The following is a 12,323-nucleotide window of genomic DNA, read 5'->3' on the forward strand; positions in this document are numbered from 1 at the left end:
AGGGCAAAATGGATAAGCAAACGAAAGAAAAAAGTTGGTTTCGCAAAGCATTAGAAAAATATGACCGTTTTTGTGATGAACTTGGTGTAAATCAAGGTGCTTGTCGAGGATGTGTTCCTGTTGTGAAATTTGATCCAGAACCTGAGGATAAAGTAAAAGAGAAAAAGGAATAAATGTGATCTTTGTCACAAATTTTATTATTGAGGTTTGATGAAGAGGGATCTTTATTTACTTTATTTTTACAACTGCCAAGAATTTTCGTAAAATTCTACCGATTCTTTTTTTAATCATTATTAGAGGGCGACAACCATGACTATTTTATGGTTCTTTTTCTGTGTAGCAGCACTTGTGGCTGGCTACTTTATTTATGGCAAGATCATTGAGAAGATCTTTGTTATTAATCCAAAACGTGCAACACCAGCTTACACAATGAAAGATGGCGTTGACTATATGCCAATGTCTAAAACAAAGATTTGGCTTATCCAATTATTAAATATTGCGGGAACTGGTCCTATTTTTGGTCCAATTCTTGGTGCTTTATACGGACCTGTTGCAATGTTATGGATTGTACTAGGCTGTATTTTTGCTGGTGCTGTACATGACTATTTCTGCGGTATGTTAAGTATTCGTCATGGCGGTGCAACAATGCCATATTTAGCGGGTAAATACTTAGGTCGCCCTGTTAAATTATTTATCAATGCGATGGCATTAGTCCTATTATTATTAGTAGGTGTTGTTTTCGTATCAAGCCCGGCTCAATTATTAAGTACCATTACCATGGATGTATTCGGTGCAACCGCTGCGGATGCAACAGAATTAACGGTTTGGGGGATGAATAAAGCCACTGTGATTTCTGTGTGGACATTCGCTATTTTCGGTTACTACATTTTAGCGACTTTATTACCAGTAGATAAAATCATTGGTCGTATCTACCCATTCTTCGGTGGTTTGTTGTTATTCATGTCAATCGGTATGGTGTATGGTCTAGTGACTTCTCACTTCAGCGCAGTTGATCCAATTGAATTCTTCCGTACTGTCAATGTTGATGGCGAAGGTTTAACTTGGGCGAAATTTACACAAAACTTCCAAGTGAAAGGTAATGTACCAATTTGGCCATTATTATTCTTAACCATTTCTTGTGGTGCATTATCAGGTTTCCACGCAACACAAACCCCATTAATGGCGCGTTGTGCACAAAATGAAAAAGAAGGTCGTTTCATTTTCTATGGTGCGATGATTACTGAAGGTGTAATTGCATTAGTATGGTGTATGGTTGGTTTATCATTCTATGAAAACCCACAAATGTTACAAGATGCGATCTCTGCAGGTTCACCATCTAAAGTGGTATATGATAGCTCACGTCATTTCTTAGGTATTGTTGGTGGTATCTTTGCGGTGTTAGGTGTGGTTGTATTACCAATTACTTCTGGTGACACAGCATTCCGCGCAGCACGTTTACAATTAGCAGAAATCTTTAATATTGAACAACGCTCATTAGTAAAACGTTTAATGATTGCGATTCCATTATTTGCCTTAGGTTATGTGGTTTCAAAAATTGACTTCAGCGTATTATGGCGCTACTTCACTTGGGCAAACCAAACTACAGCAATGATCATGTTATGGACTGCAGCGGCATACTTATACCGTTACAATAAATTCCACTGGGTATGTTCAATCCCTGCATGGTTCATTTCAACCGTATGTTTCACATATTTAGCTTATAACAAAATTGGTTTCGGTTTAGATTATCAATTATCTTGCTATATCGGTTTCGGTTTAACTGCTCTTTGTGTGATTTTATTCTTCACTCTATTAAAACCATTGGGTGATAAAGATCCTGAAGCTTCGGTTGTAACTGAATAATAGAACTTCATTCAAATTAACCGCACTTTTTAAAGTGCGGTTTTTTTATGCCTAAATCATGTTCAATTAATAAACTACTTGCAACTTGACCCAACTGATTATAGAATGAAGCAAATAGTGGGGAAAAGTGGGGTTTTGTGGTAATAATTGGTAATCAGACCCAAAATCATCACTCAAAAGAAACCAATATCAATTATTTTTAAGGTTACATAATGTTTCGTGGCGCATCAGCGGTAAATTTAGATACAAAAGGACGCTTTGCTGTTCCTACTCGCTATCGCCCTGAAATTATTGAATTAAATCAAGGACAAATGGTTTGTACCGTTGATATTCGCCAACCTTGTTTATTACTTTACCCATTAAATGAATGGGAAATTATTGAAAAACGCTTATTAGAATTATCCAATTTCGACCCAATGCAACGCAGTTTACAGCGAGTAATGTTGGGTTATGCAACAGAATGTGAATTAGATAATTCAGGACGCATTTTATTAAGTGCACCGCTACGCCAACACGCAAAATTAGAAAAAAATATTATGTTAGTGGGGCAGCTTAATAAATTTGAAATTTGGTCTGAGGCTGAATGGAATGCTCAAATTGAACAAGATATTGCATTAGGTTCATCAGAGCAATTTGCCTTATCCGAAGCATTAAAAACACTGTCATTATAGAGAACAGTGGCACTAGCAACTCGCTGAGGCGAGATAATAAAAGGTAAGCGGGCTAGTTTTCTAGTCCCGCATTATCTTAAAAATAAATATTTCCTTTCTTTTTAACGTTAAATTTTTTCGGTTGTTTTATGAATGTGGCAAATACCTTTTCACACCCTGAGCACATCACTGTTTTACTTCACGAAGCAGTGAATGGCTTAGCGCTGAAAGAAAATGGTATTTATATTGACGGCACATTCGGACGTGGCGGACATTCTCGTTTAATCCTTTCTCAACTATCGCAAAATGGCCGATTAATCGCAATCGATCGTGATCCTCGAGCTATTCTTGAAGCGGAAACAATTCAAGATCATCGCTTTCAAATTGAGCATAATAGTTTTTCCGAGCTGCCTGAAATCTGTGAAAAATACGGATTAATCGGTAAGATTGATGGTATTTTGCTTGACCTTGGCGTTTCTTCCCCACAGTTAGATGATGCAGAACGTGGTTTCAGCTTTATGAAAGACGGTCCATTGGATATGCGAATGGATACTTCAAAAGGTCTTTCTGCGGCAGAATGGCTCGCACAGGTGAGTGTTGAAGATTTAGCTTGGGTGTTGAAAACTTTTGGGGAAGAGCGTTTTGCTAAACGCATTGCTGCTGCAATCGTGGATTATAATAAAAATGCTCAGCAAAAAAACGAGCCAATTTTACACCGCACTTTGCAACTGGCTGAACTGGTTGCGAACGCTGTTCCTTTCAAAGATAAACATAAGCACCCAGCAACAAGAACTTTCCAAGCGATCCGTATTTTTATTAATTCAGAATTGGATGAACTCGAAAGCATTTTACATTCCGCAGTTAGTTTATTAGCACCTCAAGGGCGGTTATCCATCATTAGCTTCCATTCTTTAGAAGATCGCATGGTGAAGCATTTTATGCGTAAGCAAAGTAAAGGCGAGGCAATTCCTAAAGGATTACCATTACGCGAAGATCAAATTCAACGCAATCAAACATTGAAAGTGATTGGTAAAGCAATTCAACCAAGTGAACAAGAAATTGCGTTAAACCCGCGTTCTCGTAGTGCGGTTTTACGTGTAGCGGAGAAAATCTAATATGAATGAACCCGTATTAAATAGTCAGCGCTATCCGCTACAAGAAGTCTTTTTAGAAGACATGTTCTCAGCTAATAAAGTGGTGATTGCTCTTTTATTAGCGATTGTATTGACTGCATTAGGCACTATTTGGGTAACTTATCAAACCCGCGTATTAGTTTCGGAAAAAGGTGCATTAGTCTTTGAAAAACAAGCGCTTGAAAATGAATATGTCAATTTAAGATTGGAAGAAACAACTTTAAGTGACAATAGATATATTGAAACCATGGCAACTAACATCGGTATGAAACGAATTGATCCTGTACAAGAAGTGGTGATTTTAGAATAATGGTTAAGTTTAATTCAGCACGCAAATCAGCGAAACCGCGAAGTGCGGTGAAAAAAACGGTAAATTCACAAAGTGTGAAACCGAATAAACCGAAAGTAACTTATGAAACGAGCTTTCTAAAAGGGCGTTATCGTTTTGTAGTCGGTTGTATTTGTTTGGGTTTATTTGCATTAGTCGCACGTGCTGCCTTTGTTCAGGTTGTTAATGTAGAAAATTTTAATGATGAAGCTGACAAGCGTTCTTTACGCGAAGTCAAAGTGTTATCTGCACGAGGTTCTATTTTAGATCGTAATGGACAAATGCTTTCTGTTAGCGTGCCAGTTTATAATATTAAAGCAGATCCAAAACTCATTATTGAAGGTGAATATTTAGGCGATAAAGAACGTTGGAAAGCTTTGGCAAGAGCGTTAAATATTAGCCATAAAGAATTAGTAGCTAAAATTGAGAATAAACCAAAAGCCAGAGATATTATTTTGGGACGTCAAGTGACGAAAGAAGTGGTGGATTATGTTCAGAAGCTCAAAATTCCGGGTATTGTATTTGAAAATGATTTCCGTCGCTTTTATCCTCGTTCAGCAGAAACTGCGCATTTAATTGGTTTTACTGATGTAGATAACAACGGTATTGAAGGCATTGAAAAAAGCTTTAATTCGTTGCTTGAAGGCCAAGCTGGTTTACGCACATTCCGTAAAGATAAAAAAGGGAATGTTGTGGAAGAAATTTCGGATATCCGTAAACGCGAAGCTCACAATGTCACCTTAAGTATTGATGAAAAATTACAATCTATGGTTTATCGTGAGATTGCTAATGCGGTAGAGAAAAATAACGCGACTTCAGGGACTGCGGTATTAGTTGATGTTCGAACTGGCGAAGTGTTAGCAATGGCGAATGCACCTTCTTACAACCCAAATAATCGTGCTAATGTAAAAGCGGATATTATGCGTAACCGCGCGATTACCGATACCTTTGAGCCGGGTTCAACGGTCAAACCATTCGTTGTTTTAACCGCACTTCAACGTGGCGCCGTTCGTCGTAATGAAGTCATTAATACGGGGCCATTAGTCTTAACGGGTAAAGAGGTTAAAGATGTTGCGCCGCGCGATAAACAAACCTTAGACCAAATCTTAGAGAATTCTTCTAACCGAGGCGTGAGCCGTTTAGCATTGCGTATGCCGCCATCAGCGTTGATGGAAAGTTATAAGAGCGCAGGTCTAGGTAAATCCACTGAATTAGGTTTAGGTGGTGAGCAATCAGGGTTCTTAAATGCGGATCGTAAAACTTGGTCTGATATTGAACGTGCTAACGTTGCCTATGGTTATGGTATTAATGCTACGCCATTACAAATTGCTCGTGCTTATGTCACTTTAGGCAGTTTCGGTATTTATCGCCCATTGTCGATTACGAAAGTGGATCCGCCAATTATTGGTAATCGTGTTTTCTCCGAGAAAATTACTCGTGATGTGGTTAACATGATGGAAAAAGTGGCGATTAAAAATAAACGAGCCATGGTGGATAATTATCGCGTAGCCATTAAAACAGGGACAGCGAAAAAATTAGAAAAAGGTCGATATGTTGATAAATATATGGCTTATACCGCTGGTGTAGCACCTGTTACTGACCCTCGCTTTGCTTTAGTCATTTTAATTGATGATCCAAAAGCGGGTGAATATTATGGTGGTGCGGTTTCTGCCCCAATATTCTCAAGCATTATGGGATATGCGTTACGTACTTATAATGTTACGCCTGATGCAGATTCTGTGGCACAAAATTTAAAATCGCCAAAACGTATCGTGCGTTTAAATAAAAATACCGATAGACAAACGAATTAATCGAGAAAATAATGAAAAAACTCACCGCACTTTGGGGTGAAAAACTGGCGTTGCTAGATTCTATTTCACTCACCGATATGACATTAGACAGCCGTTGTGTAAAGACCGGCTGTCTTTTCGTTGCTATAAAAGGCCATTCCGTTGATGGTCGTCAATTTATTCCCCAAGCTATTTCAAATGGTGCAAGCGCTGTATTACAAGAAACAGAACATGCTAGTGAACATTTACAATATACTTGGCAAGATAATGTTCCGATTATTTCTTATTTAAATTTATCGCCACATCTCTCTGAAATTGCTGATCATTTTTATCAACACCCATCTCGAAAAATGACCTTAGTTGGCGTCACAGGTACCAATGGCAAAACCACCATTGCACAATTATTAGCCCAATGGACACAACTTTTAGGTAAAACCCCAGCAGTCATGGGGACCATTGGGAATGGTTTATTTGGGCAAGTGCAACCGGCTAATAATACAACAGGATCAGCCATTGAAATCCAAGCGTCACTAGCAAGTTTTTTGAAACAGGGCGCTGATTTTGCAGCTATCGAAGTGTCATCTCATGGCTTAGTGCAACATCGAGTGGAAGCGTTGCAATTTTCCGCCGCATTATTTACCAATTTAAGTCGTGATCATTTGGATTATCATGGCAGTATGGAAGAATACGCCTTAGCGAAGAAACGCTTGTTTACGGATTTGTCTTCTAAGCATCAAGTGATCAATGCTGATGATGAAATTGGCGCCAGCTGGTTAGCAGAATTACCACATGCGGTTGCAGTCAGTACAAATTCTGATTATCAACCTTCGCATAAAAATTGGTTAAAATCCACCGCGGTTTCTTTTACCAATAAAGGCGCGCAAATTCAGTTTTCTTCAAGTTGGGGCGATGGCAACTTAGAAAGCCATTTAATCGGTGCTTTTAATGTGAGTAACTTAATGGTTGTGATGGCGACCTTGCTCGTTTTAGGCTATCCATTACAGGAGCTTATTCAAACCGTTTCAAAATTGACTGGTGTTTGTGGTCGTATGGAAATGATTACTGCTACCAATAAGCCAACAGTGATCGTGGATTATGCCCATACACCAGATGCATTGGAAAAAGCGTTAGCTGCAGCAAGATTACATTGCCATGGTAAACTGTGGTGTATTTTTGGTTGTGGTGGTGATCGGGATAATGGCAAACGACCATTGATGGCGCAGATTGCCGAACAGTTATCCGATAACGTGATTGCAACGGATGATAATCCTCGTACAGAAGATCCGACAAAAATTATGCAAGATATTGTTGCGGGTTTTACCAATAAAGAACAAGTGCAAATTATTCACAATCGTGCAAAAGCGATTGAAACAGCGATTAAAAGTGCGGATCAAAATGACGTGATTTTAGTTGCTGGCAAAGGGCATGAGGATTATCAGATTATTGGTACGGAAAAACTGCATTTCTCTGATCAAGAAACAGCTCGTCAATATTTAGCCTAATATGACATAGAATTAAATAAGATATAAAAAAATGATTAAACTAAGTATAAAAAAACTGGTCGAAATTTTAGAAGCCAAATTAATTGGGCAAGATGATGTTGAAGTTGAAAATGTCAGCACAGATACGCGCCAATCAACAAAACACAGTTTGTTTTTTGCTTTAAAAGGCGAGAAGTTTGATGCACACAATTATTTGGATAAAGCGGTTGAGCAAGGCAATGTTGCTGTTGTGGTAGAAAAACAATGCGATATTCAAGTACCACAATTAATTGTTCAAGATACCCGATTGGCTTTAGGACGTTTGGCACAATGGTTAAAAGCTGAGATGAATCCGTTGACCGTCGCGATGACAGGGTCTTCAGGTAAAACAACGGTCAAAGAAATGACAGCGTCGATTTTACAAAAAACTGCGGTGGATTTTGACAAAGTTTTATTTACCAACGGTAATTTTAATAATGATATTGGCGTGCCTCTGACTTTATTGCGCCTTGAGCCACAACATCAATTTGCAGTCATTGAGTTAGGGGCAAATCATCAAGGTGAAATTGCTTATACCACCGAGTTGGTGCGTCCTAATGTGGCGTTAGTAAATAATGTTGCTGCCGCGCATTTAGAAGGTTTTGGTTCTATTGAAGGCGTTGCTCAAGCAAAAGGCGAAATTTATCGTGGCTTAGCAGAAAAGGGCAAAGCCATTGTGAATTTAAATTGCCAGTATTTATCTATGTGGGAAAAAGAGATTGCAGAACATGAAGTGCAATCGTTTTCTGCGGATAATTCGCAAGCTGATTTTTATGCCACTGATGTTCAGATGTCAGAAACTGGATCTCATTTTGTTTTACATAGTCCACAAGGTCAAATTCAGATTAATTTACCTTATTTAGGCGAACATAATGTAAGTAATGCATTAGCTGCTGCTGCCTTAGCGATGAATGTTGGTGCAACCCTTGATGATGTAAAAGCAGGATTAGAGCAAAAATCGCAAGTAAAAGGACGTTTATATCCAGTTGAGCCTTGCCAGAATCTTTTATTATTAGATGATACCTATAATGCGAATGTGGTATCAATGAAATCAGCAATTGATGTGCTAGCAAAATATCAAGCGTTTCGCATTTTAGTTGTTGGCGATATGGCAGAATTAGGCGAAAATACACAACTTTGTCATCAGGAAGTCGCTGAGCATGCCTCTATGGCGAAATTGGATTTTGTGGCTAGTTTTGGTCAACAAAGTACGGTGATTTCTGCAGCTTGTTTTGGACAGCATTTTGTCGATAAAGCAGAAATGGCAAAACATTTGACACAAATTATTGAAGAAAAATTAGCACATCATCAACGTGTTGTTTTATTAGCGAAGGGATCGCGTAGTCAGAAAATGGAAGAGATTATTGAGATGTTAAAAAATCATTTTGGGAAGGATAATTAACTATGTTAGTTTGGCTAGCTTCTTATTTGGAGCAATATTTTAGTGGGTTCCATGTTATTTCATATCTTTCTGTGCGAGCCACATTAGCATTATTAACCGCACTTTTATTATCATTATGGATTGGTCCAAAAATGATTCGTCGTCTACAAATTTTTAAATTTGGACAAGAAGTGCGTAATGATGGGCCCGAAAGTCATTTCCAAAAACGCGGCACACCAACAATGGGTGGTTTGATGATTTTGTTTACCATTACGGTAAGTACATTATTATGGGGTGATTTAAGTAATCCTTACATTTGGTTTAGCCTGTTTGTATTGCTTGGCTATGGTGCTGTTGGTTTTGTGGATGATTATCGCAAAATTAAATATAAAAATACTGATGGTTTAATTGCGCGTTGGAAATATTTTTGGCTATCTGTTATTGCATTGATTGCAGTAATTGGTATGTACATTGTGGGGAAAGACACCGATGCGACGCGTTTAGTGGTGCCATTCTTCAAAGAAATCATGCCACAATTAGGTTTGTTTTATATTCTGTTAGCCTATTTTGTTATTGTAGGAACCAGTAATGCAGTTAATCTTACCGATGGTTTAGATGGATTAGCGATCATGCCTACTGTATTGGTTGCTGCGGCCTTTGCTTTAATTGCTTGGGCAACAGGGAATATTGAATTTGCTAAATATTTGTATATTCCCTATGTGAAATATAGTGCAGAGCTGGTTATTTTCTGTACTGCTATTGTTGGAGCGGGTTTAGGTTTCCTCTGGTTTAATACTTATCCTGCTCAAGTTTTTATGGGTGATGTGGGTTCTCTTGCACTAGGTGGTGCTTTAGGTACTATCGCAGTATTAGTTCGCCAAGAGTTTTTATTGGTGATCATGGGCGGTGTGTTTGTTATGGAAACCCTATCGGTGATTTTACAAGTTGGCTCTTACAAATTACGCAAAAAACGTATATTCCGTATGGCGCCGATTCATCACCATTATGAATTAAAAGGCTGGCCAGAACCTCGCGTTATCATCCGTTTCTGGATTATTTCTTTAATGCTTGTATTGCTTGGTTTGATTACGTTGAAACTACGTTAATTGAAATTAACTGCTGAATAAATAAGAGAATATTATGGAATATCAAAATAAAAAAGTTACCGTAATTGGTTTAGGTAAAACAGGCTTATCTTGTGTGGATTTCCTGCGTAAAAAACAAGCCCAAATTCGTGTGATTGATACGAGAACAACCCCAGCTGGCGCTGAACAATTAGGGCAAGATATTCCATTACATACAGGCGGTTTAAATCAACAATGGTTATTGGAGAGTGATTTAATCGTCATTAGTCCTGGATTAGCTGTAAAAACACCGGAAATTCAGACCGCACTTAATGCAGGCGTTGAAGTGGTCGGCGATATTGAATTATTTTGTCGTGAAGCTGATAAACCAATTATTGCTATTACGGGATCGAATGGCAAAAGTACGGTAACGACTTTAGCAACGGAAATGGCAAAAGCTGATGGCTTACGCGTTGGTATGGGTGGTAATATTGGTATTCCTGCGTTGTCTTTATTAAATGACGATTATGACCTTTATGTGTTAGAGCTATCTAGTTTCCAGTTAGAAACCACTTACAGTTTAAAAGCGAAATCTGCCACCGTATTAAATATTAGTGAAGATCATATGAATCGCTATGAGGATTTAGAAGATTATCGTCAAGCGAAGTTAAAAATTTACCATAATGCAGAAACTGCGGTGATTAATAACGAAGATTTATTAACTAAAGAAGATGATAAACAAAGTGCTAAATATCAAGTGAGTTTCGCTGAAAATAATGCTGATTATTGGCTGAAAACAGAAAATGGTCAGCAATATTTAATGGCAAAAGATGAAGTGATTTTACCTTGTGATGAAGTGAAATTAGTGGGGCGTCATAACTACATGAATGCGCTAGCAGCCATTGCATTAGTGAAAGCGGCTGGGGTAAAAAATAACGGAATTTTAACCGCACTTCGTACGTTCTCTGGTTTGGATCACCGCTTCCAGTTAGCATATTTTAATAATGGCATTCGTTGGATCAATGACAGTAAAGCCACTAATGTGGGCAGTACTGTTGCGGCTTTAACAGGATTGCAAGTGAAGGGTAAATTGCATTTATTATTGGGTGGTGATGGCAAACAAGCTGATTTCTCTGAGCTCAAAGAATTAGTGAATCAACCTCATATTTTCTGCTATTGCTTTGGACAAGATGGTGCTGAATTAGCGAAATTATCACAACAAAGCCAATTATTTGACACGATGGAGCAAGCCATTAACGCATTGCGCCCTACATTACAATCAGGGGATATTGTTTTATTATCGCCGGCTTGCGCTAGCCTAGATCAATTTAGTTGTTTTGAGCAGCGAGGCGATGAATTTACACGTTTAGCTAAATTAGCTTAATTAGGTGATTGAATGCAGTTTATTGAAAATATCAAAGAAGATTATCGCCGTTGGGCAACTATGACCCCAAATAATTTACTTTATGATCGCACTTTAATGTGGTTATTTGTTATTTTGTTATTAGTTGGGTTAATTGCGGTAACTTCGGCTTCAATTCCTGTGGGTTCAAGACTGCATAATGACGCTTTTTATTTTGCTAAACGAGATGCGGCTTATATCGCCGTTTCTATTTTTACCTGTTATTTCTTTATGAAAATTCCAATGGATCGTTGGCAGAAATGGCATGTACATATTTTCTTTATTGCTCTTGCGCTGCTTATTTTAGTAGCCATCCCGGGAATTGGTAAAAGCATAAATGGAGCGCGCCGTTGGATTCCATTGGGTATTATCCAATTCCAGCCTGCTGAATTTGTTAAATTAGCACTGATTTGTTTTTTAGCGGGTTATTTTACCCGTCGTTACAATGAAGTGCGTAGTCGTAAGTTAAGTTCTGTAAAACCTTTTCTCGTAGTCGGTTTATTCGGACTATTCTTATTAAAACAACCCGATTTAGGCAGTACCATTGTATTATTTGTGATTACTTTTGGCTTACTCTTTATTGTTGGTGCGCATTTCTTACAATTTTTAGGTTTGATTGTTCTTGGTATTTTTCTTTTTATTGTACTCGTATTGAGCTCGCCTTATCGTATCGATCGTATGACTAGTTTTATGGAACCTTTTAAAGATCCTTATGGTAAAGGTTTCCAGTTATCAAATTCCTTAATGGCGTTTGGACGTGGCGAATTTACGGGCGAAGGGCTAGGTAACTCAATTCAAAAATTGGAATATTTACCTGAAGCCCATACTGACTTTGTTATGGCAGTGGTTGGCGAAGAGTTTGGCTTACTTGGCGTATTATTTATTGTATTTTTATTAGCGCTACTTATTTTCAAAGCCATGAAAATTGGTAAAGAGTCTCTCTTGCTAGAACAACGTTTTAAAGGATTCTTTGCTTTTGGTATCAGCTTTTGGATCTTCTTCCAAGGCTTTGTCAATTTAGGTATGGCGTTAGGTTTGCTACCAACTAAAGGATTAACTTTTCCTTTAGTGAGTTATGGTGGTTCAAGTTTGATTATTATGTCGATAAGTATTGCGATCTTGTTACGTATTGATCACGAAAATCGCCTAATGAGAGGCGGACAAGCTCGATTAAGGGATGATTAAGTAAATT

Annotated in this window: 11 protein-coding genes; all 11 read left to right on the forward strand. The window is 38.1% G+C overall.

The features are described 5' to 3' along the window. The first annotated feature begins 8 nt into the window (after positions 1-8). The 11 genes from ACUXZ4_RS03895 to ftsW all read left to right on the forward strand — a co-directional run bounded on the left by ACUXZ4_RS03895 (position 9) and on the right by ftsW (position 12,316). Positions 9-173 carry a DUF5363 domain-containing protein gene (locus tag ACUXZ4_RS03895; RefSeq protein WP_464973732.1) on the forward strand — a complete coding sequence of 55 codons (165 nt, stop codon included), beginning with the start codon at positions 9-11 and terminating at the stop codon, positions 171-173. 142 nt (positions 174-315) lie between these two features. Next, a complete protein-coding gene (locus tag ACUXZ4_RS03900) occupies positions 316-1,863 on the forward strand; it encodes a carbon starvation CstA family protein (RefSeq protein WP_464973987.1) in 1,548 nt (515 codons plus the stop codon). A gap of 212 nt (positions 1,864-2,075) precedes the next feature. Beyond that, positions 2,076-2,534 carry a division/cell wall cluster transcriptional repressor MraZ gene (mraZ, locus tag ACUXZ4_RS03905; RefSeq protein ID WP_464973733.1) on the forward strand — a complete coding sequence of 153 codons (459 nt, stop codon included), beginning with the start codon at positions 2,076-2,078 and terminating at the stop codon, positions 2,532-2,534. Between the two features lie 128 nt (positions 2,535-2,662). Next, a complete protein-coding gene (gene rsmH / locus ACUXZ4_RS03910) occupies positions 2,663-3,628 on the forward strand; it encodes a 16S rRNA (cytosine(1402)-N(4))-methyltransferase RsmH (RefSeq protein ID WP_464973734.1) in 966 nt (321 codons plus the stop codon). A gap of 1 nt (position 3,629) precedes the next feature. Next, positions 3,630-3,956 (forward strand): cell division protein FtsL, encoded by a 327-nt coding sequence (gene ftsL, locus ACUXZ4_RS03915; RefSeq protein WP_464973735.1) that lies wholly within the window; start codon positions 3,630-3,632, stop codon positions 3,954-3,956. Further along, positions 3,956-5,785: a peptidoglycan glycosyltransferase FtsI gene (gene ftsI / locus ACUXZ4_RS03920; protein WP_464973736.1), complete on the forward strand. Its 1,830-nt coding sequence runs from the start codon at positions 3,956-3,958 to the stop codon at positions 5,783-5,785. The genes ftsL and ftsI overlap by 1 nt, the downstream gene beginning before the upstream one ends. A gap of 11 nt (positions 5,786-5,796) precedes the next feature. Continuing rightward, positions 5,797-7,266: a UDP-N-acetylmuramoyl-L-alanyl-D-glutamate--2,6-diaminopimelate ligase gene (gene murE / locus ACUXZ4_RS03925; RefSeq protein ID WP_464973737.1), complete on the forward strand. Its 1,470-nt coding sequence runs from the start codon at positions 5,797-5,799 to the stop codon at positions 7,264-7,266. Between the two features lie 31 nt (positions 7,267-7,297). After that, entirely contained in the window at positions 7,298-8,686 is a 1,389-nt protein-coding gene (murF, locus tag ACUXZ4_RS03930; protein WP_464973738.1) for a UDP-N-acetylmuramoyl-tripeptide--D-alanyl-D-alanine ligase, read from the forward strand. A 2-nt stretch (positions 8,687-8,688) separates the two neighbouring features. After that, positions 8,689-9,771, forward strand: a complete 1,083-nt coding sequence (gene mraY, locus ACUXZ4_RS03935; RefSeq protein ID WP_464973739.1) for a phospho-N-acetylmuramoyl-pentapeptide-transferase — start codon at positions 8,689-8,691, stop codon at positions 9,769-9,771. Positions 9,772-9,805: 34 nt separating this feature from the next. Next, positions 9,806-11,113: a UDP-N-acetylmuramoyl-L-alanine--D-glutamate ligase gene (gene murD / locus ACUXZ4_RS03940; protein ID WP_464973740.1), complete on the forward strand. Its 1,308-nt coding sequence runs from the start codon at positions 9,806-9,808 to the stop codon at positions 11,111-11,113. Between the two features lie 12 nt (positions 11,114-11,125). Continuing rightward, positions 11,126-12,316, forward strand: a complete 1,191-nt coding sequence (gene ftsW / locus ACUXZ4_RS03945; RefSeq protein WP_464973741.1) for a putative lipid II flippase FtsW — start codon at positions 11,126-11,128, stop codon at positions 12,314-12,316. The last annotated feature ends 7 nt before the right edge of the window (positions 12,317-12,323 follow it).

This window comes from Reella acinonychis, assembly GCF_052828705.1.